Origin of the sequence: Planobispora longispora (genome assembly GCF_016863135.1) — a bacterium.
Classification (GTDB): domain Bacteria; phylum Actinomycetota; class Actinomycetes; order Streptosporangiales; family Streptosporangiaceae; genus Planobispora; species Planobispora longispora.
The window spans coordinates 99,909-126,493 of record NZ_BOOH01000016.1 but is presented as its reverse complement, the minus strand read 5'-3'; the positions used below and the strand labels follow the sequence as shown (position 1 = coordinate 126,493).

Annotated in this window: 27 protein-coding genes, 2 tRNA genes and 1 other RNA gene; 10 read left to right on the top strand and 20 right to left on the bottom strand. The window is 71.8% G+C overall.

Annotated features, from left to right (window positions below; genetic code table 11):
- The first annotated feature begins 97 nt into the window (after positions 1-97).
- Positions 98-3,157 carry an AfsR/SARP family transcriptional regulator gene (locus Plo01_RS09110; RefSeq protein ID WP_203890069.1) on the top strand — a complete coding sequence of 1,020 codons (3,060 nt, stop codon included), beginning with the start codon at positions 98-100 and terminating at the stop codon, positions 3,155-3,157.
- A gap of 335 nt (positions 3,158-3,492) precedes the next feature.
- On the opposite strand, the gene Plo01_RS09105 is transcribed toward Plo01_RS09110, so the two are convergent.
- Positions 3,493-4,935: a DUF7059 domain-containing protein gene (locus Plo01_RS09105; RefSeq protein ID WP_203890068.1), complete on the bottom strand. Its 1,443-nt coding sequence runs from the start codon at positions 4,933-4,935 to the stop codon at positions 3,493-3,495.
- Positions 4,936-5,070: 135 nt separating this feature from the next.
- On the opposite strand from Plo01_RS09105, the gene Plo01_RS09100 reads away from it, so the two are divergent.
- A complete protein-coding gene (locus Plo01_RS09100; protein ID WP_203890067.1) occupies positions 5,071-5,382 on the top strand; it encodes a hypothetical protein in 312 nt (103 codons plus the stop codon).
- A gap of 159 nt (positions 5,383-5,541) precedes the next feature.
- Here the strand turns inward: Plo01_RS09100 and Plo01_RS09095 are convergent, their stop codons facing one another.
- Entirely contained in the window at positions 5,542-6,138 is a 597-nt protein-coding gene (locus Plo01_RS09095) for a TetR/AcrR family transcriptional regulator (protein ID WP_203890066.1), read from the bottom strand.
- 52 nt (positions 6,139-6,190) lie between these two features.
- Positions 6,191-6,784: a GNAT family N-acetyltransferase gene (locus Plo01_RS09090; RefSeq protein ID WP_203890065.1), complete on the bottom strand. Its 594-nt coding sequence runs from the start codon at positions 6,782-6,784 to the stop codon at positions 6,191-6,193.
- 86 nt (positions 6,785-6,870) lie between these two features.
- On the opposite strand from Plo01_RS09090, the gene Plo01_RS09085 reads away from it, so the two are divergent.
- A complete protein-coding gene (locus Plo01_RS09085; protein ID WP_239316043.1) occupies positions 6,871-7,389 on the top strand; it encodes a winged helix-turn-helix transcriptional regulator in 519 nt (172 codons plus the stop codon).
- Positions 7,390-7,516: 127 nt separating this feature from the next.
- Positions 7,517-8,356: an SURF1 family cytochrome oxidase biogenesis protein gene (locus Plo01_RS09080; protein WP_203890063.1), complete on the top strand. Its 840-nt coding sequence runs from the start codon at positions 7,517-7,519 to the stop codon at positions 8,354-8,356.
- Positions 8,357-8,389: 33 nt separating this feature from the next.
- Here the strand turns inward: Plo01_RS09080 and Plo01_RS09075 are convergent, their stop codons facing one another.
- Entirely contained in the window at positions 8,390-8,836 is a 447-nt protein-coding gene (locus Plo01_RS09075) for a hypothetical protein (protein ID WP_203890062.1), read from the bottom strand.
- A 586-nt stretch (positions 8,837-9,422) separates the two neighbouring features.
- On the opposite strand from Plo01_RS09075, the gene Plo01_RS09070 reads away from it, so the two are divergent.
- A complete protein-coding gene (locus tag Plo01_RS09070) occupies positions 9,423-10,619 on the top strand; it encodes an amidohydrolase family protein (protein WP_239316042.1) in 1,197 nt (398 codons plus the stop codon).
- On the opposite strand, the gene Plo01_RS09065 is transcribed toward Plo01_RS09070, so the two are convergent.
- From Plo01_RS09065 to Plo01_RS09055, 3 genes are all read right to left on the bottom strand, one after another.
- Positions 10,600-10,938, bottom strand: a complete 339-nt coding sequence (locus Plo01_RS09065) for a YkvA family protein (protein WP_203890061.1) — start codon at positions 10,936-10,938, stop codon at positions 10,600-10,602. The two genes, Plo01_RS09070 and Plo01_RS09065, sit on opposite strands and share 20 nt — an antisense overlap.
- Before the next feature lie 246 nt (positions 10,939-11,184).
- Positions 11,185-12,153 (bottom strand): LLM class F420-dependent oxidoreductase, encoded by a 969-nt coding sequence (locus tag Plo01_RS09060; RefSeq protein WP_203890060.1) that lies wholly within the window; start codon positions 12,151-12,153, stop codon positions 11,185-11,187.
- A 201-nt stretch (positions 12,154-12,354) separates the two neighbouring features.
- The gene (locus Plo01_RS09055) at positions 12,355-12,975 is read right to left on the bottom strand and encodes a TetR/AcrR family transcriptional regulator (protein ID WP_239316041.1); all 621 of its coding nucleotides are present in this window, start codon (positions 12,973-12,975) and stop codon (positions 12,355-12,357) included.
- Positions 12,976-13,187: 212 nt separating this feature from the next.
- On the opposite strand from Plo01_RS09055, the gene Plo01_RS09050 reads away from it, so the two are divergent.
- Positions 13,188-13,706: a hypothetical protein gene (locus Plo01_RS09050; RefSeq protein WP_203890058.1), complete on the top strand. Its 519-nt coding sequence runs from the start codon at positions 13,188-13,190 to the stop codon at positions 13,704-13,706.
- An 80-nt stretch (positions 13,707-13,786) separates the two neighbouring features.
- Here Plo01_RS09050 and Plo01_RS09045 read toward each other — a convergent pair whose 3' ends face one another.
- The 5 genes from Plo01_RS09045 to Plo01_RS09025 all read right to left on the bottom strand — a co-directional run bounded on the left by Plo01_RS09045 (position 13,787) and on the right by Plo01_RS09025 (position 17,702).
- Positions 13,787-14,860, bottom strand: a complete 1,074-nt coding sequence (locus Plo01_RS09045) for an aspartate-semialdehyde dehydrogenase (RefSeq protein WP_203890057.1) — start codon at positions 14,858-14,860, stop codon at positions 13,787-13,789.
- Complete coding sequence (locus tag Plo01_RS09040) at positions 14,857-16,131, bottom strand: aspartate kinase (protein ID WP_203890056.1); 1,275 nt, start codon at positions 16,129-16,131, stop codon at positions 14,857-14,859. Before Plo01_RS09040 ends, Plo01_RS09045 begins: the two co-directional genes overlap by 4 nt.
- Before the next feature lie 91 nt (positions 16,132-16,222).
- Complete coding sequence (locus Plo01_RS09035; RefSeq protein ID WP_203890055.1) at positions 16,223-16,753, bottom strand: DUF5063 domain-containing protein; 531 nt, start codon at positions 16,751-16,753, stop codon at positions 16,223-16,225.
- Entirely contained in the window at positions 16,746-17,345 is a 600-nt protein-coding gene (recR, locus tag Plo01_RS09030) for a recombination mediator RecR (RefSeq protein WP_203890054.1), read from the bottom strand. Before recR ends, Plo01_RS09035 begins: the two co-directional genes overlap by 8 nt.
- Before the next feature lie 3 nt (positions 17,346-17,348).
- The gene (locus Plo01_RS09025) at positions 17,349-17,702 is read right to left on the bottom strand and encodes a YbaB/EbfC family nucleoid-associated protein (protein ID WP_203890227.1); all 354 of its coding nucleotides are present in this window, start codon (positions 17,700-17,702) and stop codon (positions 17,349-17,351) included.
- A gap of 382 nt (positions 17,703-18,084) precedes the next feature.
- On the opposite strand from Plo01_RS09025, the gene Plo01_RS09020 reads away from it, so the two are divergent.
- Entirely contained in the window at positions 18,085-19,602 is a 1,518-nt protein-coding gene (locus tag Plo01_RS09020; RefSeq protein WP_203890053.1) for a GAF domain-containing protein, read from the top strand.
- Positions 19,603-19,620: 18 nt separating this feature from the next.
- Here Plo01_RS09020 and Plo01_RS09015 read toward each other — a convergent pair whose 3' ends face one another.
- Together Plo01_RS09015 and ffs are read right to left on the bottom strand one after the other, a co-directional pair.
- Complete coding sequence (locus Plo01_RS09015) at positions 19,621-21,936, bottom strand: DNA polymerase III subunit gamma and tau (protein WP_203890052.1); 2,316 nt, start codon at positions 21,934-21,936, stop codon at positions 19,621-19,623.
- A gap of 31 nt (positions 21,937-21,967) precedes the next feature.
- Positions 21,968-22,066: signal recognition particle sRNA small type (gene ffs / locus Plo01_RS09010), an RNA gene on the bottom strand.
- An 82-nt stretch (positions 22,067-22,148) separates the two neighbouring features.
- Here ffs and Plo01_RS09005 point away from each other — a divergent pair.
- Positions 22,149-22,237, top strand: a tRNA-Ser gene (locus Plo01_RS09005).
- A 293-nt stretch (positions 22,238-22,530) separates the two neighbouring features.
- Here Plo01_RS09005 and Plo01_RS09000 read toward each other — a convergent pair.
- Together Plo01_RS09000 and ypfJ are read right to left on the bottom strand one after the other, a co-directional pair.
- Positions 22,531-22,833: a type II toxin-antitoxin system VapB family antitoxin gene (locus tag Plo01_RS09000; RefSeq protein WP_068928210.1), complete on the bottom strand. Its 303-nt coding sequence runs from the start codon at positions 22,831-22,833 to the stop codon at positions 22,531-22,533.
- A 113-nt stretch (positions 22,834-22,946) separates the two neighbouring features.
- Positions 22,947-23,801: a KPN_02809 family neutral zinc metallopeptidase gene (gene ypfJ, locus Plo01_RS08995; RefSeq protein ID WP_203890051.1), complete on the bottom strand. Its 855-nt coding sequence runs from the start codon at positions 23,799-23,801 to the stop codon at positions 22,947-22,949.
- A 261-nt stretch (positions 23,802-24,062) separates the two neighbouring features.
- Between ypfJ and Plo01_RS08990 the strand changes: the two genes are divergently transcribed.
- Together Plo01_RS08990 and Plo01_RS08985 are read left to right on the top strand one after the other, a co-directional pair.
- Positions 24,063-24,287 carry a hypothetical protein gene (locus Plo01_RS08990; protein WP_203890050.1) on the top strand — a complete coding sequence of 75 codons (225 nt, stop codon included), beginning with the start codon at positions 24,063-24,065 and terminating at the stop codon, positions 24,285-24,287.
- A gap of 61 nt (positions 24,288-24,348) precedes the next feature.
- A complete protein-coding gene (locus Plo01_RS08985; protein WP_203890049.1) occupies positions 24,349-24,765 on the top strand; it encodes a TIGR03668 family PPOX class F420-dependent oxidoreductase in 417 nt (138 codons plus the stop codon).
- Positions 24,766-24,935: 170 nt separating this feature from the next.
- Here Plo01_RS08985 and Plo01_RS08980 read toward each other — a convergent pair.
- From Plo01_RS08980 to Plo01_RS08965, 4 genes are all read right to left on the bottom strand, one after another.
- Positions 24,936-25,025: transfer RNA gene (locus tag Plo01_RS08980), tRNA-Ser, on the bottom strand.
- A gap of 24 nt (positions 25,026-25,049) precedes the next feature.
- The gene (tadA, locus tag Plo01_RS08975) at positions 25,050-25,493 is read right to left on the bottom strand and encodes a tRNA adenosine(34) deaminase TadA (protein WP_203890048.1); all 444 of its coding nucleotides are present in this window, start codon (positions 25,491-25,493) and stop codon (positions 25,050-25,052) included.
- Positions 25,494-25,563: 70 nt separating this feature from the next.
- On the bottom strand, positions 25,564-26,055 hold the full coding sequence (locus tag Plo01_RS08970; RefSeq protein ID WP_203890047.1) for a tRNA adenosine deaminase-associated protein: 492 nt from the start codon (positions 26,053-26,055) through the stop codon (positions 25,564-25,566).
- A gap of 16 nt (positions 26,056-26,071) precedes the next feature.
- Positions 26,072-26,581: a tRNA adenosine deaminase-associated protein gene (locus Plo01_RS08965; RefSeq protein ID WP_373871673.1), complete on the bottom strand. Its 510-nt coding sequence runs from the start codon at positions 26,579-26,581 to the stop codon at positions 26,072-26,074.
- Between the last annotated feature and the right edge of the window lie 4 nt (positions 26,582-26,585).

The following is a 26,585-nucleotide window of genomic DNA, read 5'->3' as shown; positions in this document are numbered from 1 at the left end:
GTCGGCGGACGCTCACACATCCCCGGGCTCCTATGGGGCGGGCAATGAAGGATCTATCATTCCGTCATAAATATTCCCCGAGTGCGGAGATTTCGAAATGGCTGTTCAGGGCAGCGAAGCCGGATTGCGCTTCGCCGTACTCGGCCCTGTCCAGGCCTGGCGTGACGGTGCCGAGCTGGATCTGGGCACCCCGCTGCAACGTTCCATTCTGGCGATGTTGCTCCTGCGCGAGGGCCGGGCGGTGACCCCGACCGAGATGATCGACGCCGTATGGGGGGAGGAGGCGCCTCCCCGGGCGCTGGGCGCGCTGCGCACCTACGTCTCCCGGCTGCGCACCGTCCTCGAACCCGGCCGCTCCCCCCGGACCCGGCCGGAGATGCTCACCTCCGTGGGCAAGGGCTACGCGCTGGTCCTGACCGACGCGACCCTCGACCTGACCCTCTTCACCCGGCACGTCCAGGAGGCCGAGGCGGCCCGGCGCGCCGGCGACCTCGCCTCGGCCGCCGAGAGCCTGCGCGCGGGACTGGCGCTGTGCACCGGCGAGCCCCTGGCCGGGGCCGTGGGACCCTATGTGGAGCACCAGCGCGACCGCCTGGCCGAGCGCCGGACGAGCGTGCTGGAAAACCTCATGGACCTGGACCTCGAGCTGGGCCGGCACGCCGACGTCGTCTCCGACCTCATCGCGCTGACCGCCGAGCACCCGCTCCGCGAGCGGCTGCGCGCCCAGCTCATGCTGGCCTACTACCGGTGCGGCCGGCAGGCGGACGCGCTGGCGGTCTTCAGCGAGACCCGCCGGGTGCTCGCCGACGAGCTGGGCATCGACCCCGGCCCCGAACTGGCCGCCCTGCACCGGCGCATCCTCGCCGCCGACCCCGGCCTCGCCCTCGCCGAGCCGGTACGGCTCCCGTCCCCCGCCGAACCCTCCGCGGGACAGGCCCGGAAGGAGTCCGCGAGAACCTCCGGGATCGCCGCGGAGGCGATCACCGCTCCGCCCGAGGTGCCCGAGCTGCCCCGCCCGGCGCAGCTCCCGGCCGCGGTCAGCGACTTCACCGGCCGCTCCCAGATCATCACCCGGCTGCGCACCCTGCTGTCGGTCCAGGGCGCCCCCCAGGGCGGCGCCGAGGGCGTGCCGGTGGCCGCCATCTCCGGCATCGGGGGCGTCGGCAAGACGGCCCTGGCGGTGCACGTCGCCCACGCCATGCAGGACCTCTTCCCCGACGGGCAGCTCTACGCCGACCTGCGCGGCTACGGCGAGGAGCCGACCGCCCCCGAGTCGGCGCTGGCGGCGTTCCTGCGCGGGCTGGGCCTGCCCCCCGACGTCATCCCGGACGGCCTGGCCGAGCGCTCGGCGTTGTTCCGCTCGCTCCTGGCCGAGCGGCGCATGCTCGTGCTGCTCGACAACGCCCGCGACGCCGTGCAGGTCACGCCCCTGCTGCCCGGCTCGACCGGATGCGCGGCGATCGTGACCAGCCGTCACAAGCTGGCCGACCTGGCCTCGGCCCGGCTGTTCGACCTGGACGTGATGGAGCCGGAGGAGGCGCTGTCCCTGTTCGGCTCGGTCGCCGGCGCCGAGCGGGTGGCGGCCGAGCGGGCCGCCGCCATGGACGTGGTCGCCGCCTGCGGATTCCTGCCGCTGGCCGTGCGGATCGTGGCGGCCCGCCTGGCGGCCCGGCCCACCTGGACGGTCGCCTCGCTGGTCGCCCGGCTGGCCGACGAGCGCCGCCGGCTGGACGAGATGCGGGTGGGCAACCTCGCGGTGGAGGCGACCTTCGCCCTGGGGTACGGCCAGCTGGAGAAGGCCCAGGCCCGGGCGTTCCGGCTGCTGTCCCTGCCCGGCGGGCCGGACATCTCGGTCTCGGCCGCGGCGGCCGTACTGGACCTGGACCCGACCCGGACCGAGGACCTCCTGGAGTCACTGGTGGACGCCAGCCTGCTGGAGGCCCCCGCCGCGGCCCGCTACCGCTTCCACGACCTGCTCCGGCTCTTCGCCCGCCGGGCCGCCGAGCGCGGCCCCGAGCCCGAGGCGGGCCCTCCGGCGCTGCGCCGGCTGCTCGACTTCTACCTGGCCTCGGCCCAGTCGGCGCACCGGCTCGCCTACGAGGGCAGCGTGGTCGCCGAGCAGTTCGCCGTGACCGGCTCCGGGCACGTGTTCTCCTCCGCCGACGAGGCCATGACCTGGCTCGCGGTCGAGGCCGACGCGCTGTTCGCCTCCATCTCCCAGACCGCCGGCGCCGCCGACGCCGCGTCGTTGCTGCCCGCGGCCGACCTGCTGCTGGCCATGGAGCCGCTGCTGGAGTCCGGCAGCCACGTCCGCGAGTTCGACCAGCGCATCCAGGAGACGCTGGCCGCCGCCCGGCGGGTCGGATCGATCTCCGCCGAGCTGCGTTGCCGCTACCTGCTGGGCCGGCTGCTGTTCGGCGCGAACCGGCTGGCCGAGGCGGAGGACGCGTTCCGGGCCGCGCTGGAGCTGTCGGCCGGAGGCGACCGGATCGTCACCGGCGAGACGCTGAACGCGCTGGCCGTCGTGGTCGGGCGGCAGCGCCGCCACGTGGAGGCGCTCGCCTGGTTCGACTCGGCCCGCAAGGCGTTCCGGGAGATCGGCGGCCAGGGCGGCGAGGCGCTGACGCTCAGCTACTCCGCCCGCGAGCACCTGTTCCTGGGCCAGCCGGAGGAGGCGATCGCCGCCGCGGAGCAGGGCCTGGCGATCTTCAGCGAGATCGGTTCGGCCGCGGGCACCGCCCGCGCCCGCTACCACCTGGGCATCGTGCTGTCGCGGGTCGGGCGCCTGAACGAGGCGGTCCACCACCACGCCGAGTGCCTGGCCTTCTTCCGGGCGGGCAACCAGCGGGTGTGGGAGCAGCGGGTCTGCTCGCGGCTGGCGGAGACGTTCATCACGGCGGACCGCTTCGGCGACGCCGTCCGCCACGCCGAGCAGGCCCTGAACGTGAGCCGCGAGATCGGGCACCCGTACGGCGAGGCGCAGGCCCTGTGGGTGCTAGGCCGGGCGCTCTCCGGGCAGGGCAGCCTCGCGCGGAGCCGCGACTGCCTCCGGCGCGCCCACGACCTCTTCGCCCGCCTCGGCGCCCCCGAGGCCGGGGACCTGCGGGCCGTCCTCGACCGGGACCGGCTCGGCGACGGGTCCGAGCCCGTCGTATAGCGCGTCGTCGAGGCGGGTCATCCACACGTGGTTGATCAACGCAGTCCTTTGCTCATGGGCTCATGGCGACACCGCGCACGGCTCCTGGCGACGCCGCGCACGGCGGGTACGGGGTTCGAGGCCCGGCCGGCCGCCGCAGCCACCGCTCGGCGCGTAGGGGGCCCGGGTCTATACCGGTGCGCCTTGCGGCGGCTAGCCGCCTCACATCGACGACCGGCCGGATCTCCGGACACCTGCCCTTCACCCCCCGGGCCGGTGCCGTGCCCCGAGCTTCTCCCATCCCGTTCAACGTCGGATCAACAACCGATCGCGGGATATCCACAACCTGTGGAGGATCACCCTGTGGATATGTGGAAAAACCCCTCGGCGATCAGTGGACGGAGCGTCTCCGGCGCCTTCGTCAGCAGGTCATCGGCGTCCTCACCGGTCAGGTCGGCGATCGCGGCGAGCAGCGGGGCCAGTGGATAATCGCCGTCGCAGACGCCCGCCAGGGCCGCCTCCACCGTCCCCACCTGAGCGCTGCGGCACAGTCCCCGCGTCTGCCTGAGCACGATCGTGGAGGGATCCTCCGCCCCCGGCGAGCCGATCCGCTCCTCCACCACCCCGTCGGCGACCGCCAGCCGCGCCGCGAGGAGCCCGGCGTCGCTCAGCCGATGCGCGTCGGCGATCGAGCCGAGCACCTCGTCCACGTAGCCGCCCACCGGGAGCTCCACCCGCCGGCCGTACTCCTCCACCCGGACGACCGGGTCCAGGCTCCCGGAGTCGTGCAGGGTGATCCAGCCGAACCCGATCCCGGTCACCCCGGCCGCCTCGAACCAGCCCAGCCAGTCGTCGTAGAGCTGCTCGTAACGGGCGGTGCCCTGCTCGGCGGCGTCACGCAGCCACAGCTCGACGTACTCGGCCGGGTCCTGGACGTCCCGCTGGACCACCCAGCCGTCGCAGCCGCTCTCGGCCAGCCAGCCGCCCACCCGGTCCCGCCAGTCCTCCCCCGCCACGTGCAACCAGTTGGCCAGGAGGTGGCAGGTGCCGCCGGGGGCGAGGAAGCGCGGCGCCCGCCGTACGAGATCACGGCAGAAACCGTCCGCCTCGAACCCGGACTCACGGTAGGCGAACCGGCCCTCCGGAGAGATCACGAAGGGCGGGTTGGAGACGATCAGGTCGTACCGCTCGCCCTCGACCGGTTCGAAGAGCGAGCCCTCGCGGGCGTCCACGCCGTCGATCCCGGACAGCGCCCAGCTCATCCGGGCCAGCTCCAGCGCGCGGGGGTTCACGTCGGTGGCGACGATCTCCTCCGCCCGCCCCGCCAGGTGCAGCACCTGCACCCCGCACCCGGTGCCCAGGTCGAGGGCGCGCCCCACCGGTCTGCGAGTGGCCAGCTGGGCGAGGTTCGCCGAGGCGCCGCCCGCCCCCACCACGTGGTCGGCGCGCAGCGCCGGGTCCCCCGGCCGGACCTTCCGGTCGGAGACGACGTATCCACCGGTCTCCCACGGCTGCAGATGCACCGCGGCGGCGATCCGGGGGCCGTCGGCCGCCAGCAGGCCCATGGTCGCGAGCTCAGCCACCGGAAGGCCCTCGGGTGCCTCGACGGGGACTCCGAGCCACCACAGCCGGATCAGCGTGCCGAGCGGGTCGCCGTCGCGGGTGGCACGCAGCGCGGGCACGAGCTCCTCCCGGGAGAGGGCCGCGGCCGCGACGTCGCCGAGCCGTTCCCGCACGCCGTCGATGGTGTAGCCGGTCTCGACGAGCAGGTCGCGGAGCCTGTCCAGAGGGTCTTTCACCGGTTCATCCTCGCATCATCGATACCCAAAGTGATGAGACTGTTACAGATCGACGTAAGAAATCCGCAAGCGCCGTACAAGTATCAAGCGGTAATCCTGAATGGGCCGCCTCATCGCACCACACGAGGATCCGCCATGTTGATCCCCTGCCTCGCCTGCGAGTCCCGCTTCCGGCCGGACGAGTACTTCCAGGCATGCCATGACTACCGCCGGGGCAAGGACCTGGTCTTCTGGACCTGCCCGCGCTGCGGGAACCAGGACGAGCTGCGCGTCTTCCCCGGCGAACTCGGGTTCGGCTACCAGCGCCGCGGCAAGTTCGACGTGAGCGACCGGCTGCCCGTGCCCGGCCTGCGGCGACAGCGCCAGGAGCTGCGCCTGGACATCTCGCTGGAGGAGAAGGTCTGGCGCGTTCCCACCCGGCCGCGCCAACTGACGGGAGCGCACTGAGCACGGGAAGAGCCCGGACGCGAGAAGGGCTCTGGCGCATGCGAAGGTCTGGATGCGCGTGAAGGACCCGGCATGCGCGTGAAGGACCCGGCATGGGCGAAGGGCTCGAACGTGCGGGAACGACCCGGGCGCGCGCGAAGAGGTCCCGGGCCGGGCCGGTCAGCCGGGATGCCGGCGCAGGCCCTGCCAGGCGGCCTCGCAGAGGCCGGAGATCTCCTCGGGCGTGGGCTGGTGCGCCCCGACGAACCACAGGCGGCACATCTCCATGGCCGGGCCGAGCCACAGGACGTAGCACATCGTCGGATGCACCGGCTGGAGCAGTCCGGCCTTCATGTGCGGCCGCCACCAGTCGGAGACCTGCCGGAAGAACGCCCGCCGCGACTCGGCGACCTCGACGCCCCCCGGCTCGTCCCGCTTGGGCGGGCGCTCGCTGATCAGCAGGTGGGCCCGCTCACGGTGCTCGCCGCACCAGGACATGTGCAGGGCGACGATGGCCTCGATGCCCTCGCGCGCGCCCTCGTGCCGGCGCAGCTCGGTGATGAAGGCTTCCTGGTACATGTTCAGGGTGTCGGCGTAGAGCACCCCGAAGACGTGCTCCTTGCTGGCGAAATGGTGGTAGAAGCTGCCAACGCTGACGCCGCTCTCCTTGCGGAGGCTGGCCAGCGTGGTCGCCGAGACACCGTCCTGACTGAATCGGCGCAGGGCTCCGTCGACGATCCGGCTCCGGCCATCGCGACCGTTCTTGGCACTCTTCACGAGGTCAATGGTGGAGCAACAGAACCTTGTTCCGCAAATACCGCGGCACGCCTCAGCCGGGATCGATCTTAGTGGACACCTCCACGGTCCCGGAAGAGACCCGCATCACAGCCTCCGGCCACTCTTTGCGGATCATCGACAGCACCTTGCGGTTGCCGCCCAGCACGTCCATCCCCACGGTCCGAGCCCCGCCCGCGGCCGCCCGGCGCAGCAGCCTGCGGACCAGCCGGGACCCCAGCCCGCGCCCCTGCCAGTCGTCGGTCACCACCACGGCGATCTCGACGTCGTTCCCGCCGCCGCGGAAGCTCATCGCGTGCCCGACCACGGCGTCCTCGCACACCGCCAGCAGCACGTCACGCCGCTCGTCCGTCGCCAGCAGCGCGCGCACCATGCTCGCGCCCGGATTGCCGAGCCCGGTGAAGAAGCGCAGCGTCTGAGTGTGCGGCGACAGTCCTTTGAGGAAGCCGCGGACCCGCTCGTCGTCGTCCATCCGCGCGGGCCGGATCTCGACTCCGTCGGCCGGCAGGAGCCGCCCGCCGTCCCACGCCAGGGGTCGCCCGGCCTCTCCGGGGGCGACCCCTCCGGCATTCCCCGACGGCGGCCGCACCGGGTCGCGGCGGGGCCGTACCAGCTGAGTTCGAATCATGGACTCAGAGTCTCTCAGAGCATCTGGGTCTGTCAACTAGACTTAGCTGCGTTGGAGGTGACGCCATGGCCACTTACGATGCGGACATGAGTGAGGCGACCCTCGGCAACGTGCCCTTCCGGGTGGACAACTGCTCAATCGAGCGCACGCTGGGCATCGTGGGCGAAAAATGGACATTTCTGGTACTTCGGGAGGCGTTCAGCGGAGTGCGCCGCTTCGCCGACATGCAGGCCGCCACGGGAGCGCCCCGGCAGGTGCTGAGCGCCCGGCTGGCCCGGCTGGTCGACGAGGGGCTGCTGCGCAAGGTCCCCTACCGTGAGCCCGGCCAGCGCCAGCGGGACGAGTACCGGCTGACGCAGATGGGTCTCGACCTCTATCCGATCATGGTCGCGCTGATGCACTGGGGCGACCGGTACCTGTCCGAACCGGACGGACCGCCGGTCCTGCTCACCCACCGCGGCTGCGGCGCCCTGGTCGAGCAACATTTCCGGTGCGCCGACGGTCACGAGATCGCCGGTCCTCGCGAGGTCACCCCCGTCCACGGCCCGGGCGCCTCGGTCACGGCGGCCGGATCGCCGGCGCACGCGGGCGACGCGGCGAGCTGATCCCGAGCCGGAGCCCCGGTCGTCATCCCCGGAGCCGCCGGGTGTCCCCCCGCGGAGGACACGCCCGGCCGGCCGGACGGGGCGGCCGGGGAACGGGGCGGTCGGTCCGGTGCCTACCCTTGGGAGCGTGTACCGGTTCCTGCTGACCCCTCGATGGATCGCACTCCACGTCGTGGTGCTGCTGGTCATCCCCGCCTTCGTCTTCCTCGGACAGTGGCAGTTCGGCCGTTTCGAGGAACGCTCGGCCAGCAGCGACCGGATCTCCGCCAACCTCGAGGCGCCCCCGGTCTCCGTCACCTCGCTCACGAGGGCGGGCGGCGCCGTGAGCGAGCGGGACAAGTACCGCACCGTGACGGCCACCGGCGCCTTCGACGCGGCCCACGAGCTGCTCGTACGGCGCCGCGTCCAGAACAGCGCCGTCGGCTTCTACGTCCTGACCCCCCTGAACGTCGGGAACGGCGAGGCCGTCCTGGTGAACCGGGGCTGGGTCAAGGCGGGCGCCACCGCCGACGCCCTCCCCGAGGTCCCCGCGCCGCCGACAGGTCAGGTAGCTGTCACCGGGCGGATACGTCCTTCCGAGACCGAGGAGTCCTCCGGCCTCCGCGACCGCGGGGGGCTCCCCCGGGGACAGGTGCTCCTGATCAACACCGAGGCGATCGGCAAGGGCCTGCCCTACCGCCTCCTGGGCGGATACGTCGATCTGATCGAGCAGTCACCGGAGGCCGCCGCGGCGCCCGACCCCGTCCCCGCGCCGGAGGTCGGCGAGGGCGGCGGGCTGAACCTGGCGTACGGCGTGCAGTGGTGGCTGTTCATCGGGATCGCGATCGGCGGCTGGCTCCTCCTGATCCGCCGCGAGGCCGCCGACCTGCAGGCCGAGGCCGCCAAGCGGGACGAGCAGCCCGAGCAGGACGAGCGGGATGGGCGGGATGGGCGGCCGGAGGCGGAGACCGAGGCGACGACCGCCTGATCCCCGTCCTCCTCTGTCCGGGACGGGTCCGGTCTATCCGAGGAGAAGCCCGGCGAGATGGCCCACTCCCATGGCGGCGACGGCGGACAGGAAGCCCAGCCCGATCGAGAGCAGGCAGCCCGACCCGCCGCCCACCCGCCCGCGCGGCGTGGGATGGCGTTCGGCCCCGTACCAGATCGGCCGGGGTTCGAGCAGGAGGAAGAGGATCGCGCCGACCTGGCCGACGGTGAACAGCCAGAACCAGGCCCACCGGTTGCCCAGCCGGGGTGTCGAGCCGAGCATGACCAGGAATGCGATCACCCAGGCGACGCCGACCACCCAGGTGCCAGCGACCAGGGGGACGTGGAACGGCCAGTCAGGGAAGATCCAGTTGGAGTCTCCGGCCGACGGCTCCACCTGGTTCACCCGGACGGGCTTCTCGCCGATGTCGCGCCGCAGCTGCCCGACCGAGTAACTGTCCGGGCTCCCGCTCGGCTCCATGGTGGCGTGCCAGACCAGCGGCCCCTCCGACCAGAACAGGCGGGAGATGTCCCCTCCTCGGGCCCTTCACGCCAGTAGGTGACCTGGGTGACCCGGCCGGCGTCCACCGCCGCCCGGAACTCCTCCAGCGTGCGATTGGAAGGCGCGAAGCTCAGCGCGACGACGAGGGCGCCCCGAGCAACACCACGAGCAGCGTGACCCGTACCGCGACCCCCGCGACGCGCCAGGCGGGGCGCACCCGCTGCTCGTCCATCTGTCCTCCAGGATTGAGGCATCCGACGCTCCCCCGCCCTTCCTTCCTACCTCCGCGCGGCCGGCAGGCGGCGAGCCCATGCCGAACGCGACAGGGTGCGGGGCGGAGGACCGGCCGGCCGCGCTAAACCTAGATTCCCTATGAATTCCTGATATTCGAGGGATTAATGGGTAGGAGCGGCGGCCAGGGCCCGCCATGAGCAGCACCCTCCCGGCGGGTCCGAAGCCTCGGAACCGCCGACCATCCCCCTCCGGCGGTTCCGGGGCGGATCCGGGATCAACACGAGACCTCGCGGCTTGTCCACCGTGATGCCAGCGCCGTACCGTTAATCGCGTGACGACGCCGCTGCTGCCCGACCCCGAGCCCAGGCGGCGGGACTATGTGATCATCTCTGCCGATGACCACCTGATCGAGCCCCCCGACATGTTCGAGGGCCGCCTCCCCGAGAAATACGCCGACCTCGCTCCCAAGGTGGTGGAGACCGACTCGGGTCACCAGGTCTGGCGGTACGGCGGGGCCACCTACCCCTGCGCCGGGATCGACGTCGGCGCCGGGCTGCCCCGCGAGCAGTGGACGCTCGACCCGGTCCGTTTCGAGCACATGCGGCCCGGCTGTCACGACATCGAGGCCCGGATCGAGGACATGGACCGCGGCGGCGTCTGGGCGGCGCTCTGCTTCCCCGGAATGCTGGCCGGGCAGTCCGGCCTGGCCTTCGCCAGGACCCGCGACCAGGAGCTGGGCCTGGCGCTCCTGCGCGCCTGGAACGACTGGCACGTCGAGGTCTGGGCGGGCACCTACCCGGAGCGGATCATCGCGCTCCAGCTCCCCTGGCTGGCCGACCCGGAGATCGCCGCCAAGGAGGTCCGGGACAACGCCTCCCGCGGCTTCAAGGCCGTGGTCTTCCCCGAGTTCCCCTCCCGCCTGCGCCTGCCCTCGATCCACAGCGACCACTGGGACCCGTTCCTCCGGGCCTGCGAGGAGACCGGCACCGTCGTCTGCCTGCACACCGGGGCCGGCTCCTGGACCCCCGTGCCGTCCAACGACACGCCCATCGAGGCGATCACCACGCTCGTGCCGGCCAGCGCCATGTTCGCCTGCGCCGACTGGCTCTGGTCGGGCGTGCCGCTGCGCTTCCCCGCGCTGCGGATCCTGATCGTGGAGGGCGGCGTGGGCTGGCTGCCGATGCTGGCCGAGCGGGCCGACTACGCGCTGGACCACCCGGTCGCCGGGGAGGCCTCCTGGGAGGGCGGCCTGAAGCCCAGCGAGGTGCTGCGCCGCAACTTCTTCTTCGGCACGCTCAACGACCACGCCCTGTCGGGCGTGCGCCTGGCCGTGGGGCTGGAGCACGTGCTGCTGGAGAGCGGTTACCCGCACTCCGACTCCACCTGGCCCGACACCCAGCAGTCGGTCGCCCGCACGCTGGGCGCGCTGCCGCCCGCCGACATCGCCCGGGTGGCCTACGGCAACGCCGCCCGCCTGTTCGGCCACCCGCTCCCGTCCCGCGCCTGGCTCAGGATGGAACAGCTCTGATGTGGTTGCGCTCCCACTCGACGTAGCGTCCGCTCTCGCCGAGCAGGGAGCCCATCAGCCACAGGAAGACGCCGAAGTCGTCGACCACGCCGATGAGCATCAGGAACTCCGGGATGACGTCCACCGGCGAGATCATGTAGAGCACGCCGAGGCCCAGCATGGCCAGCCTGCCCCTGCCCATTCCGGGGTAGGCCCCGTTGAGCACCGAGCTGACGAGCCGGGGGATCGCCCGGAGCCGGGCTCCGAGTCCCGGCGTCCCCGGCCGGGTCACATCCCTGTACGTCTTCCACGCCTGCGCCGCGCGCGCCGCCTTCGCCATGGGAACCTCCTCGCAGAACACGCCCGTCCGGCCGTGTCCCTTCCGGGGCGCTTCAAAGATCCGAGAAGCGCCCCTACCCGGCCTCATCGCGATATAACGCGTGATCCTCTTCGCGAGTTCCCCGCCGGTGATCCACTCGGCGCCCACTCGGCACTCGCCATTCCCACTCGGCACTCGCCATGCCCACTCGGCGCCGTGGCGCACCCTTCCCCGCCGGCCGACGGCCTCTCGCCCCGCGGGCGGCTCTCAGCCCGCGCTGGGGGCCAGATCCCGTACGGCCTGCGCGATGGGGACCTCCCCGCCCGGGATGGGCGCGAGCACCGGGGTGGTGAGGCCGTTGTCGACGTACTCCCGGATCCGGGCGCGGCAGGTGGCCGCGTCGCCGTGCACGACGAGATCGTCCACGACCTCGTCGGGGATGGCCTTGAGCGCCGCCTGGCGGTCTCCGGCGGCCCACGCCTCGTGCAGCGGGCGGAGGATCTCCTCGCGCCCCAGCCAGTCGTGGAAGGCCGCGTAGACGGGGACCGTCAGGTAGCTGGCGAGCATCCACCGGGCGAGTTCCCTGACCTTCTCCGTGTCCTCGCTGACGCACACGAAGAGGCGGGCGATCAGCTCGGTGTCCGGGCCGACCTCGGCGCGGACCTTCCGTACGTCCTGCGGGGAGAGCCAGTTGGTGATCGCGCCGTCGGCCTCCCCTGCGGCCAGGTGGAGCATCCGGGGCCGGAGCGCGGCCAGGACGATCTTCGGTGCGACCTTGGGGGCGCGCTCCAGCTTGAATCCCTTGACCTCGAACGTCTCGTACTTCTCGGTGACCTTCTCACCGGCCAGCGCCTTCTTCAGGAAGCGCAGCGTGTCACGGGTCCTGGAGAACGGCTTGACGAACTCCCCGGCGTTCCAGCGCTCGACGATGGCCGGGGAGGAGGAGCCGATGCCCAGCACGAACCTGTCGGGGGCGAGGTCCGCGAGCGTGGCGGCCGACATGGCCAGCAGACCGGGACCGCGGGTGGAGACCGGGACGATCGCGCTGCCCAGGCGGAGGCCGGGGGCCCACTCGGAGGCCAGCGCGAGCGGCGTGAAACCGTCGACCCCGTTGACCTCGGCCGACCAGATGTCGGTGTATCCGAGGCCCGGCAGCTCGGCGACCAGATCCTTGGACGCGGCCAGCGACCGGTCGTAGAAGGGGACCGTCATCCCCCAGCGTGCGCCCGTCGTCATCGTGCTGCCTCCCATGTTCCTCATCGGACACTGTCGAGAATTCTCTAGAACGACGTTCTGATGTAGCTTGCCGCACTTACACCGGGGGACGTCAACAACCAGACCATACCAACCGGACGGTATGTAATGGAGGCGGCTCTCCCCTGAACGTCCGAAACCGCGTCGCGGATGCCGAAGGCCCCGAGCCGTCTCCGCCGCCCCCTAGGAGCGCAGCTCGTGGACCCCGGCGATGAAGTCCCTGGCGATGCCCCGCAGGCCCGGCAGGTGGGAGAGGTCGACCAGCCGGTCCACCAGCGGCACGGTGAGCTCGATGAGCCGGTAGGTCTTCCGGCACCCCTCCGAGGTGTCGTGCACCCAGAACAGCACCACGCCCATCGAGAGCAGCCAGAGCAGCTCGGGCAGCTCCTTGCGGAGCTCCGGGTCCATCCGGCTCCCCGAGCCCTCCACCACCCGCCGGTAGATCGCGATCGACGACTCCCGCGCGGGCGACGACTCGACGCTGAACGGGCTGAGCGGATTGCTCGGCTCGGCCGCGTGCTTGAAGAACTTCACCGCGAACTCGTGGTACGGGTCGGAGACCCGCACCCACTCGCGCAGCACCCCGCCCAGCCGCCCGGCGAAGGAGCGCTCGCTGGCCAGCAGCTCCTCGCACGCCGCTTCGTGCTCGGCCTGGGCCCGGTCGTAGTAGGCCTGGATCAGCGCTTCCTTGGAGGAGAAGTAGTAGTAGGCGTTGCCCACGGAGACCCCCGCCTCGGCGGCGATGGCGCGCATCGTGGTGGCCTCGTAGCCCCGTTCGCGGAACAGCCTCAGGGCCGTCTCCACGATGATCTCACGAGTCCGGTCTGATCCCCGGACCCTCTTCTGAGTAGACGTGGCCACGCTCGTCACTGTACGTCTCACGGCCCGGTTAGGTCATCGCGGCGCACGGTGATCGGCATCACAGGGTAAAAATCAGGCGCGCGCAGGAGTCGCCGGGTTTCACCGGTGGCATTGCTTCTCTCGGCGGAAGGGCGATCCGCGACAGAGGACGGACGATGGGGATACGCCTCCGCACACTGCGAAGAACCACCGGAGCCGGCAGAGCTCTCACCGCCGGGATCCTGCTCCTGCCGCTGTCCGCGGCCGCGCTCGTCCCGGAGAGCGCCGCGGCGGCCGAGCATCCCGTACGGCTCAGCCACCTCCAGGCGGCCGAACGCCTGGAGCAGGCCGGACTCCGCTGGATCTCCTCCGGCGAATGCGCCGACCGGGACAACCGGAGGTGCACCTCGTTCGAGGAGATGCGGGTGTTCACCCTCAGGAGAGTGATCAAGCTCAAGCGGTGCAGCGGCTGCCCCGTCGTCCTCACCGGCGGTACGGAGAACGGCCACGAGCGGGGCCGCTACAGCCACCGCAACGGCTACAAGGTCGACGTCGCACTCGATCCGTGCATCGACCGCTACATCACCGGCAGGTACGCCTTCATCGGCCGGCGCGACGACGGAGCCCGGCTCTACCGCGCCCCCCGGGCCCTGTACGCCCGTACGTCATCCCACTGGGACATCCTGTTCCGCTGAGTCGCGCCGGACCGCCGTGCGGACGGTCTGCGCCGTCCGCACGGCGGTCCGGGACTGCCCCGGACCGTCCGGACGGCCGTCTAACCGGCGAACTCCGCCGCGACCAGCTCGGCGATCTCCGCCGCGTTCAGGGCCGCGCCCTTGCGCAGGTTGTCGCCGCAGACGAACAGGTCGAGCGTGTTCGGGAAGTCGAGCGCCTGGCGGATCCGGCCCACGTAGGTGGGGTCGGTGCCCACGACGTCCGCCGGGGTCGGGAAGACGCCGTTGGCCGGGTCGTCCATGACGACCACGGTCGGGGCGGCCTCCAGGATCCGGTGGGCGTCGGCGACGGTGATCTCGCGCTCGAACCTCGCGTGCACGGCCAGCGAGTGGGTGGTGATCACCGGGACGCGGACGCAGGTCGCCGAGACCTTCAGATCGTCGATCCCGAGGATCTTCCGGGACTCGTTGCGGAGCTTGATCTCCTCGGAGGCCCAGCCGCCGTCCTTGAGCGAGCCCGCCCACGGCACGACGTTGAAGGCCAGCGGGGCCGGGAACGGGGACTCGTCGTCGCCCAGCTCGTTCTGGACGGCCTTGCGCACGTCGCCGGCGGTCTGCCCGACCGTACGGTCGCCCGCGAGCGCCTCGACCTCGTCGTAGAGACGGGCCGAACCGGCCACACCCGCGCCGGAGGCCGCCTGGTAGGAGGCGACCACCAGCTCGCGCAGGCCGTACTGCTCGTGCAGCGCGCCCATCGCGGCCATCATCGACAGCGTGGTGCAGTTCGGGGTGGAGATGATGTTCCGCGGCCGGTTGCGCGCGGCCTCCGGGTTGACCTCCGGCACGACCAGCGGCACGTCCGGGTCCATCCGGAAGGTGCCGGACTTGTCGATGACGACCGCGCCGCGCCCGGCGGCGATCGGCACCCACGTCGCGGAGACCTCGTCGGGCACGTCGAAGATCGCGATGTCGACACCGTCGAAGACCTCGGGGGTCAGCTCCTGGACGACCACGTCCTCGCCGCGGACCTGGAGGACCTTGCCCGCGGAGCGGGCGGAGGCGACGAGCTTGATCTCGCCGTAGACGTCCTCACGGCTGGAGATGATGTCGCGCATGACGGTGCCGACGGCACCGGTCGCGCCGATAAGGGCAAGGGTGGGCTTGCGAGGGCTCATCGCCCGGTACCTCCGTAAACAACGGCCTCAACCTGGTCCGCGTCGAGGTCGAACGCGCGGTGCGCGGCGCTGACGGCCGCGTCCACCTCGTCCTGCCCGACGATCACCGAGATGCGGATCTCCGAGGTGGAGATCATCTCGATGTTCACCCCCGCGTCGGCGAGGGCGGCGAAGAACGTCGCGGTGACGCCCGGGTGCGAGCGCATGCCCGCACCGATCAGGGACACCTTCCCGATCTGGTCGTCGAACTGCAGCGACTCGTAGCCGATGCGGTCCTGGACCTTCTTCAGCGCGGACAGCGCCGTGGGGCCGTCGCTCGCCGGAAGGGTGAAGGAGATGTCCGTCCGTCCGGTCGCCGCCGCCGACACGTTCTGCACGATCATGTCGATGTTGATCTCGGCGTCCGCCAGCGTTTTGAAGATCGTCGCAGCCTCGCCGACCTTGTCGGGCACCCCGACAACGGTGATCTTGGCCTCGCTCCGGTCGTGCGCGACACCGGAGATGATCGGCTGCTCCATCTCTGTTCCCTCACTGTCGGGGTCGGAGACGACCCACGTGCCTTCCTTGGTGCTGAACGAGCTTCTGACGTGGATCGGCAGGTTGAACCTGCGGGCGTACTCGACGCAGCGCAGGTGCAGGATCTTCGCGCCGCAGGCCGCCATCTCCATCATCTCCTCGTAGGAGATCTTGGGGATCTTGCGGGCGGCCGGCACGATGCGCGGGTCCGCGGTGAAGATGCCGTCCACATCGGTGTAGATCTCACACACGTCGGCTTCCAGGGCGGCGGCCAGCGCGACCGCGGTGGTGTCCGAGCCGCCCCGGCCCAGCGTGGTGATGTCCTTGGAGTTCTGCGAGACGCCCTGGAACCCGGCCACGATCGCGATCTGGCCGAGGTCGAGGGCCTCGCGGATCCGCCCGGGCGTGACGTCGATGATCCGCGCCTTGCCGTGGGTGGAGTCGGTGATGACCCCGGCCTGGGAACCGGTGAACGAGCGGGCCTCGTGCCCCAGGTTCGCGATCGCCATCGCCAGCAGCGCCATCGAGATGCGCTCGCCGGCGGTCAGCAGCATGTCGAGCTCGCGGCCCGGGGGCAGCGGGGAGACCTGCTGGGCGAGGTCCAGCAGCTCGTCGGTGGTGTCACCCATCGCGGAGACGACCACGACGACATCGTTGCCGGCTTTTTTCGTCGCGACGATCCGCTGGGCGACCCGCTTGATGCAGGACGCGTCGGCGACGGACGAACCACCGTACTTCTGAACAACGAGCGCCACGAGATGTCTCCGAAGCAATCTAGGGCTGTGGAGCTCTCAGTCTACTGGCGCACCGATATGTTCCCCCTGGTTTAGACCACTATGTGGACGATCACACCGTCGTGCGCTCTTCGGCCACGTCCAGCCGGGTGTGGGCGACGAGCGCCTGGAGCGCCCGCATCGCCGCTCCCGCGTGGTTTCCCCAGGTGTTGAAGTAGGAGTACTGCCACCACCAGAGCGCCTCCAGCGGGCGGCCCGCCTGGTAGTGCCTCAGGCCGTGGATCAGGTCGGCCGCCACCGCGGTCAGGTCGTCCGAGAGGCGGTACGGCGTGACGGAGGTGTCCTTGTAGGGGTCGAAGACCTCGGCGTAGTCGTCCACCGGGCCCAGCCGCTCGGCGAGCGCCGTACGGACGGCGTCGACGTCCGGGTCTTCGCTCAGGTGCGGCTCCCAGTTGCCGGACAGGATCACGTCCTGGCTCGCGCCGAGCTGCGCGCCGGCCGAACTGACCTGCGCCACCTCCACCAGCAGCAGCGGCAGGATGGCGTCTCCGCCCTCGCCGCCGGCCAGCCGGGACAGGCCGTCCAGATAGTTCTGCGCGTGCACTGCGATGCGATCGGCGAATGCGTTCCATTCGTCAGACATCCAGCAGCCTCCGTCCTTCGAACGCGCGGCCCAGGGTGACCTCGTCGGCGTACTCGAGATCACCGCCTACCGGCAGACCGCTGGCCAGTCGTGTGACTTTCAAACCCATCGGCTTCACCAGACGGGCCAAGTAGGTCGCCGTCGCCTCCCCCTCCAGGTTGGGGTCGGTGGCGAGGATCAGCTCCGTCACCCGGCCGTCGGCCAGGCGCGTCATCAGCTCGCGGATGCGCAGGTCGTCGGGGCCGACGCCGTCGATCGGGCTGATCGCCCCGCCGAGCACGTGGTAGCGGCCGCGGAACTCGCGGGTCTTCTCGATCGCGACGACGTCCTTGGGCTCCTCGACGACGCAGATCACATGGGGATCGCGCCGGGAGTCACGGCAGATCCGGCACTCCTCCTCGGCCGCCACGTTCCCGCAGACGCGGCAGAAGCGGACCTTCTCCTTGACCTCCAGCAGCGCGTGCGCGAGCCGCTTGACGTCGGTCGGCTCCGCGGCCAGCAGGTGGAACGCGATCCGCTGCGCGCTCTTGGGACCGACGCCCGGCAGCATGCCGAGCTCGTCGATCAGGTTCTGGACGACCCCTTCGTACATGGCCTAGAACCCGGGCAGCTGGCCGAGCCCGCCCCCGCCGCCCAACCCCTGGGCGAGCGGACCGAGCTTCTCCTGCTGCATGTCGGCCGCCGCCCGCACGGCGTCACGGATCGCCGCGATGACGAGGTCGGCGATGGTGTCGGCCGTCTCCTGGGGATCTCCGGGATCCACGGCCTCCGGGCGGATCTTCAATTCCAGCAACTCACCCGCGCCGTTGACCGTGGCGACGACCAGGCCCCCGCCCGCCGAACCCTCGATCTCCGCGTCGTTCAGCTCCTGCTGGGCGCTCACCAGCTGCTGCTGCATGAGCTGTGCCTGCTCCAGCAACTGCTGGAGGTTGACGTCCCCTGGGTTCACCGTCATGCGCTCCTCATCCACGACATCAGTCGTCACCGAGCCTACGGGGTGAAAGCCGGGTCGTGCACTGGCACGGGCGTGTGTTCCCCGGGGATGCGCGTGCGGCCAGGGAACTGTTCCCAAAGGACACATGCGCCGGCCGGGAAACGGAGACGGCTCGTACGCCGGGTCCCGGACCCCCCTCCAGACATCCGGGACCCGGCGTCGCAACACCGGAGCGGCCGCGTTCGGCGGTGCGTGATCACACCGTAACGAAGCGTGGGTTGCACACACGTTGCGTTCATTCCCTCACGTTGCGCACCAGTGGTTTGCTTCAATGAGCGCAGGGCACGGTGCCCACCCACCGGTGCCCTGGCCATCGGCTCGACATCAGGGAGTGCGTATGACCGGCGGCCGCCCGAGCTCCACGAGTTCCACGAGCTCCGCGAGTTCCCCGGCCTCCGTACGGATCACCGATCCGGACGCCCACGCGGCGCGGCTGCGCCGCCTGCACGAGGCGGTGCTGACGGACGGACGGCCGGCGCCCGGCGACGCCGCCCCGCGGAGCCTGATCTCCGACTCCTGGCGCCGCTCCCTGGCCGCGGGCGTCGATCCCGGCACCGTCTCGGCCCCGCCCGCCTTCTCCCCCGGCGACGTCCGGGACATCAGGTCGTCCCACCCGATGGGCGACCTGCTGCCGCTCATCACCGGGACGCTCCTGCGCGTGGCCGACGAGACCGCCCACGTCCTCATCGTCACCGACGCGGAGGCGCGGGTGCTCTGGCGCGACGGCAACAGCCGGGTGATGCGGCGCGCCGACGAGGTCGGCCTGGCCGACGGCTTCCACTGGGGCGAGCGGATGGTCGGCACCAACGGCATCGGCACCGCCCTGGCGACCGGCCGCCCCGTCCACGTCTGCTCGGCCGAGCACCTGCTCAGCGTGCTCCACCCCTGGTCCTGCTCGTCGGCGCCGATCACCGACCCCGACAGCGGCGACGTGCTGGGCTGCATCGACATCAGCGGCATCATGAGCGCCCTGCACCCGGCGACCGTCACCCTCGTCGAGACGACCGCGCGCCTGGCCGAGAGCCACCTCCGGCTCCGCATGCGCGAGCGCGACGACCGGTTCCGCGCCCGTCACGAGTGCCGCCTGAGGGCGCTGCGCGGCGCGCCGGGCGCCCTGATCACCTCCACCGGCCGGATCGTCGCGGGCAACCGCCTCCCGGGATGGGGCGACCGCATCACGCTGCCCGGGTCCGGCAGCGAGGTGCCCCTGCCGGACGGCCGGACCGGCGTCCTCGAACCGCTGGAGGGCGGCTTCCTGCTCCGCTTCCCCGGTCTGGCCTGCGCCCCCCGGCTGTTCCTGTCCTTCCTCGGCGCCGAACACCCCTCGGCCCGCCTGGACGGGGTGCGCATCCCGCTGTCGCTGCGCCACGCCGAGATCCTCGCCCTCCTCGCGCTGCACCCCCGCGGCCTGACCGCCGACCAGCTCTCCTTCCACCTGTACGGCGACGAGGGCAACCCGGTCACGGCCCGAGCCGAGATCCACCGTCTCCGCAGCCAGCTCGGCCCGGCCGTGGCCGCCAAGCCGTACCGGCTGACCTGCGCGGTCGAGGCCGACTTCCTGGCCCTCAAGCGCCTGCTCGCCGGCGGGGACGCCGCCCGCGTCGCCGAGGTCTACCGGGGCCCGCTGCTGCCCCGCTCCGAGTCCCCCGCCATCCGCGGCGAGCGCGAGGAGCTCGACGGCCAGGTGCACGCCTGTCTCCTGCGCCGGGGCACCGCGGACGACCTGTGGACCTACGTCGGCACCCAGCACGGCAGAAACGACGTCCACGTCCTGGAACGCCTCGTCGCCGCACTCCCCGCCGACGATCCCCGGGCCGTCACCGCCCGCATCCGCCTGGCCGCCTGCGACACCTGACCAGCGGCGGGACGCCGGTCAGGAGTGGTCGATCTCCTCGATGATCTGGCCGCCGAGCTCGCGCTGGATGAGGGCCATGCCGCTGAGCTCGTCGACGTCGGCGTCCGCGTCGTTCAGCGGGTCGACCTCGTCGGTCTCGGGAGCGGGGCCGCGTCCCGGGATCGCGTCCGGCCACGCGGGCTTGTTCCCGCCCGCGCGGGGACCCGACTGGGCTGCGGCCCGGGCCGCCGAGCGGGCGGCGGCCAGACCCGGGCCGAGAGCGGGCGGCGAACCGGGGTCTTCCGGCAGGGGCTCGTCCGGCCAGGACTCATCCGTGGTGGCCGGGGCCTGGCGGGCGGGCGGGGAGGCCGGAGCCGTCCGCGCCGCGCGGTCTTCCCGGACGACCGGAGCCTCCTGCCGGGCCTGGGCCGGGCGGCCCTCCTGCTCCGGCGGGGCGGCCGGGGCGGGGACCGAGGGCGACGGGTCGGACCGGGGCGTTTCCGGCTCCGGCCGGGGGGCCGGGGGCTGGGGCGGGGCGGCGGGGGGACGGCCGCCGGACGCGGGGGCGCCGCCGCCGTACCCGCCCACGACGGCCTCGACCTTCCAGTTGCCGCCCAGCACGTCCTGCAGCGCCGCCGCGACGACCGTGTCCTTGCCGCCGCCCGTGAAGTTCCTCATCGCGCCGACCTGGGTGAACCCCAGCGTGACGACCTTGCCCTCCACTCCGACGACCTGGGCGTTGGTGTTGACGTTCGCCCAGACGACGATGCTGCGCCGCTTGAGCGCGGCGAGCACCTGCGGCCACATCTGCTGGACGGTCCCGGCCTCCGCCCCGGACATGGGCGGCGCCTGCACCTGGGCCGGGGCCTGCGTCTGGACCTGGGACGGAGCGGGCGCCTCCGCCGTGGCGGCGACGCCGGGCCTGACGGGGGCGGGCCAGTCGTCGGCCCCGGCCGCCGGGGCCGGGGAGGCGGGCGCCCCGGGGGCCGTGCCGGAGTCCGGGCGCGCCGCCGTGCCGCTCCCGTCCCGGGCGGGCGGCGCGGCGTCGGGAGGCGCCGGAGACGGCGGAGACGGAGCCGGGGGCACGGCGGGAGCCGCGTGTCCGGCGGGAGCCGCGTACGCCGCAGGGGGCGCGTACGCCGCAGGGGGCGCGTACGCCGCGGGAGGCGGCGCGGCGTATCCCACCGGAGCGACCGCGACACCGCTCTTCTCCAGCCGCTCCAGCCGGGCGAGCAGCGCCGTCTCTCCCTGCGCCGCCCCGGGCAGCAGGACCCGGGCGCACATCAGCTCCAGCAGCAGCCGGGGCGAGGCCGCGCCGCGCATCTCGATCAGTCCGGTGTTGAAGACCTCGGCGGCCCGGGTCAGGTCGGCGGGTCCCATCGACGCCGCCTGCGCCTGGAGGCGCTCCAGCTCGTCGGCGGGCCGGTCGAGCAGGCCGCTGCTCGCCGCCTCCGGCACGTTGGCCAGGATCACCAGGTCGCGGAAGCGCTCCAGCAGGTCCATGGCGAAGCGCCGGGGGTCGTGACCGCCCTCGACCACCCGGTTCACCGCCTGGAACACGCGCGCGCCGTCCCGCGCCGCGAACGCGTCGACCACGTCGTCGAGCAGGTCTCCGTCGGTGTAGCCGAGCAGGGATACCGCGCGGGCGTAGGTGATGCCCGCCTCGTCGGATCCGGCGTACAGCTGGTCGAGGATCGACAACGAGTCACGGGCGGAGCCCGCGCCCGCCCGGACCACCAGCGGCAGCGCGGCGGGCTCGAACGGGACGTCCTCGGCGGTGAGGATCTCCTCCATGAGCGCGCGCAGCGCCGTCGGCGGGATCAGCCGGAAGGGGTAGTGGTGGGTCCGGGACTTGATCGTCCCGATGACCTTCTCCGGCTCGGTGGTCGCGAAGACGAACTTCAGGTGGGGCGGGGGCTCCTCGACGAGCTTGAGCAGCGCGTTGAACCCCTCACGGGTCACCATGTGCGCCTCGTCGATGATGTAGATCTTGTAGCGCGCCGACACGGGCGCGAAGAAGGCCCGCTCGCGCAGGTCGCGGGCGTCGTCCACACCGCCGTGCGAGGCCGCGTCGATCTCGATGACGTCGAGGTGGCCGGGACCGGTCGGGGCCAGCGCCACACACGACTCGCACTCGCCGCACGGGTCGGGGGTCGGCCCCTGCTCGCAGTTCAGGGAGCGGGCGAGGATCCGGGCGCTGGAGGTCTTTCCGCATCCACGGGGCCCGCTGAACAGGTAGGCGTGGTTGATCCGGCCGCTCCGCAGAGCCTGCCGCAGCGGTTCGGTGACGTGCTCCTGCCCCTTGACCTCGGCGAAGGTTCCGGGGCGGTATTTGCGGTAGAGCGCCAGACTCATCCAGGGAGCTCCCGCCTGCGAGGGGTCCTGCAACGAAGGAACCCCTCGCACACCCGCCAGAGCCCGCTTATCCTTGCTGCCTTCCGGCCCTGGGGAGGTTCACAGGATGACGCCGCGCGAGGGGTCCGGGGACAGTCTATCCCCACGACGCGGTACTCGATGCCGCGAATTGGTGTGCGATGCACTGCCAGAAGTCCGCTAAGCTTGCGGGCGGAGGATTCGCCTAGTTGGCCTAGGGCGCACGATTGGAAATCGTGTTGGGGGCAACCCCTCAGGAGTTCAAATCTCCTATCCTCCGCCAGCTCAGAGGGGCTGGGCCGCAGCTGCGGCCCAGCCCCTCTGGCGTTCTCCGGCTTGCCCGATCCCCGTCCGCGCCCGGTCAGGCTCTCGCTCCCCGATCCCGCTCCGCCCCGGAGTCCCGATTCTCCGCCCCGGAGTCCGGGTCTCGCTCCGCCCCGGACCGGCGCCGCGGACCGGGCGCCTCGGCCGCGGATCCCGCCGTGACACCCGGGCCGCCGGAGCGGGCGCACGACGGGTGGGGCTCAGCGGCGAACACGGCTCAACCGTCCGAACGGATCTCGCAACGGGTGCGGCTCAGTCGTCCGAACGGAGCTCCAGGACCCGCGCGTGCAGGACCGAGCGCTGGTGCAGGGCGGAACGCAGGGCCCGGTGCAGGCCGTCCTCCAGATACAGCTCGCCGCGCCACTGCACCACGTGCGGGAAGAGATCGCCGTAGAACGTGGAGTCCTTGGCGAGCAGGGAATGCAGGTCGAGCACCGCTTTCGTGGTGACCAAAGCGTCGAGCCGGACCTGGCGCGGCGGTATCTGGGCCCACTCACGATTCGAGAGGCCGTGGTCGGGGTAAGGCCGTCCATCGCCGATCAACTTGAAGATCACCCATATATTTTAGGAGAGAATCGGATTCTTTGCCCGCCCCTGTTTTCTCGCGCGACACGGGAGCGGTCGCGGAAGCCGTACGGGAACGGGCAAAGAGGGCTTCCGATTCCTCCTCAAATTCCTCCGGAGAAGGTGTCGCAGCGCCGCGGGTCACCGGTCTCGTAGCCGGTGGAGAACCACTTGACGCGCTGCTCCGAGGTGCCGTGGGTGAACCCCTCCGGATCGACCCGGCCCTGGGCGCGCTTCTGGATGTTGTCGTCGCCCACGGCGGCGGCCGCGCTCAGCGCCTGCTCGATGTCGGCCTGGGTGAACGGCTTCTCGAACAGCCCGGTCTCGTAAGCGTTCTTGGCCCACGCGCCCGCGTAGCAGTCCGCCTGCAGCTCCACCCGGACCGCCCCGCTCTCCGGCCCCTGCCGGTCGCTCTGCGACTGCCCCAGGACGCCGGTCAGATTCTGCACGTGATGGCCGTATTCATGCCCGATCACATAAGCCTGGGCGAACGGTCCGCCCTCCGCGCCGAAGCGGCTCTGCAGCTGGTCGAAGAAACTCAGGTCAAGGTAGACCCGCTGGTCGTTCGGGCAGTAGAACGGCCCCACCGAGGAGTCGGCGGCGCCGCACCCGGTGTTCACCGCGCCGGAGAACAGCACGGTCTTCGCCGGCTGGTATCCCTCGACGGCGTTGGGCCAGTACTCCTGGATGCTGTTGACCACGCCGACGACCCGGCACTCCTCGTTCTGGTCGGCGTCCTCGCCGGTCTTGCACTGGGCCCCCAGGTTCGAGCTGGGGCCCACCGGTGCGGGGTCGCCACCGGTGATGTTGCCGGGGTTGATCCCGAATATCAGCGCCACGATGAGCGCGATGATTCCCGCCGCACCTCCGCCGACCGCGAGCCCGCCTCCGGGGAGACGTCCCCGGCCACCACTCTCGACCTGCGAAGTATCCAGCTGGACATCGTCTCTGAAGTCCATTGCCGACGTCCCTTCCATCCGCCTGGGGTTTCTCCCCTGCCCCCAGAAGCGCCCGGCATTCCGCCGGCGCCCTCCGCCCGGCGGAAGGCACGCGCCTCCGAGGAACGATCACCTGACCTTGCGTGATTGCCGCAGCTCAAAGGGGTATCCCCAGGATGTCCAGAGGCGATCGCTCTTCTCGCGGGGTACGGCGCCGGCCGGCAGAAGCCGTGCCCCCGCCCCGGCCGGGGCATGGTCATCCCCGTCATCCCCAGGAGACTCATGACCGACGACACCAGGCGAGCAATCCGCACGGCCCTGCAGACCGCCATCGGCGTCGCCGTGGCACTGCCCATGATCGTGGACGCGACGGGCGTCCCCGAGGCGCTGCCCGGCCTGGCGACCGCCCTCGCCGTCGCCGGGGCCTTCGCCCGGGTGATGGCGCTCCCGGCCGTCCAGGCGCTCCTGCCCCGCTGGCTCCGCACCGGCGACGTCCCCCGGAAGTAGCCGTGGGCCCCGCTCCGCCGTACGGTGCCGGGCAGGACACCGTGCGGCGTCGAGGAGACGGATGGACCAGACCGAGGCGAGGCGGCGGTTCGCCCTGGCGCGGGTCGCGCAGCTGGCCACCGCGGACCGCCACGGCGTTCCCCACCTGGTGCCCGTCACCTACGCCGCCGACGGCGACACGATCGTGTTCGCCGTCGACCACAAGCCCAAGCGCACCATGGACCTGCGCCGGCTGCGCAACATCGCCGAGAACGACCGCGTCTGCCTCCTGGTGGACCACTACGACGACGACTGGTCCCGGCTGTGGTGGGCGCGGGCGGACGGCAGGGCGGCGATCGCAGAGGACCCCGCCGCCCGCGCGCACGCCCTCGCCCTCCTGACCGCGCGCTACGCCCAGTACCGCGCCCGCCCGCCCGAGGGCCCCGTCGTCTCCGTCACGGTGGAGTCGTGGCGCGGCTGGTCCTACACGGACGCGTGAGTCCTGCACGAGCGAACGCGCTCTGCATGGACGGGCGGGCTCTGCACGGGCGAACGCGCTCTGCGCAAGCGGGCGGGCTCTGCACGGCGGGCGACGCGATCCCGGCGCGCGCGTGATCCGGATACGCGAAGGGCCTCCGAACCGGTTTCCCGGACGGAGGCCCTCGGCGATGGCGGTGGTGGTGGGATTTGAACCCACGGATGAGTTGCCCCATCACACGCTTTCGAGGCGTGCGCCCTCGGCCACTAGGCGACACCACCGCCGAGCAGCTTACCGGATAACAGCTATTGCTCGCTCGACCGGCGGGCGGCGAAGAACTCGGTCAGGACTTCCGCGCACTCGTCGCTCAGCACGCCCATGACGACCTCCGGGCGATGGTTGAGCCGGCGGTCCCTGATCACGTCCCAGAGCGAGCCCGCCGCCCCGCCCTTGGCGTCGACGGCGCCGTAGACGACGCGGTCGACCCGGGCCAGCACGGCCGCCCCCGCGCACATGGTGCAGGGCTCCAGCGTGACCACCAGCGTGCAGCCGCCCAGCCTCCACTCCCCGCGTGCCCGCGCCGCCTCCCGCAGGGCCAGCACCTCGGCGTGCGCGGTGGGGTCGCGCAGCGACTCGCGATCGTTGCCCGCCCGCGCCAGGACCTCGCCGCCGGGGCCGAGGACGACCGCGCCGACCGGCACCTCGCCGCGCCCCCCGGCCCGTACGGCCTCCGTCAGAGCCAACCGCATCGCGGGGACGTACCCGGGATCCGCCGCGGCGGGAGAAAGGGAGGAGGCGTGATCGGTCAAGCGTGATCCGTCAGCGGAGCCGGTCGAGCTCGTCGGCGAAACCCAGCCGCTCGGCGACCACCGAGAGGGTGTCCGCGGGGAGCGCGCCCTCCTCCATGCTGAGCTCGATGAGCTCCTCGGGGCTCAGTCCCAGGTCGCTCAGGAGCTCGAAGTCGCCCGCGGGCCGTACGCCCAGCTCGGGCGCGTCTCCGCCCGGCGCCACCCCGGCCAGCTCGCCGAAGAGCGCGCCGAGATCGTCGGTGAGCGCGGCCTGGGCGTCGGACAGGAAGGCGCGGGGCTCCGCGTCGCCCTCATAGCGGACGATCGCGAACCACTCGTCCTCCACCTCGACGCAGAGCAGCGCCAGCTCGTCCCCTTCGATCCCGAGGTGCTCCTGCGCCGCGTCGCCGAGGTCGTCGACGATCTCGGCCTCGCCGAGGTCGATCTCGGCGCCGTTCCAGCCTTTCGGGGTGCGGACGAAGGCCGCCGAGAAGGTGCTGCTGCCGGATGGTCTGGAGGGCATGGCCGATCTCCCGAGGTCAGCCGAACATGGAGTCGATGGCGCGTTCGAACGGCTCGGAGAACCCCAGCCGGGCGGCGATGCTGGACAGCACGTCCTCGGGGAGCAGGTCGATGTCCCCGGACAGGACACCGAGTTCCATCTCGTCGAGCCCCAGGTCGGCGAAGATCGACAGGTCTCCCGCGGGGAGCGCCGTCTCCTCGTCCTGGAGGATCGCATCGAGCTCTTCCTCGTCGGGCACCGGGACGTCGAGGTACTCCAGTGCCTGCCGCGCGAGGGGGAAGTCCCACGACGCGGCGATGTCGGAGAGGAAGACCTCGACACGTTCGCCGAACACCCGTAGCGCCACGAAGAACTCATCCCCCACAGCGACCAGGCCAATCGTGCCGCTCAGGCTCGGCTGCTGGCGCAGGGCGTGGATGAGCCCGTGGAGATCGGAGGTGAGCGCCACGGGGAGCATCTCCGCTTCCCACCGGTCATCCTCGCGATAGACCACGATGGCGAAGTCGAGCACATCTTCGTCTGTCATCGTC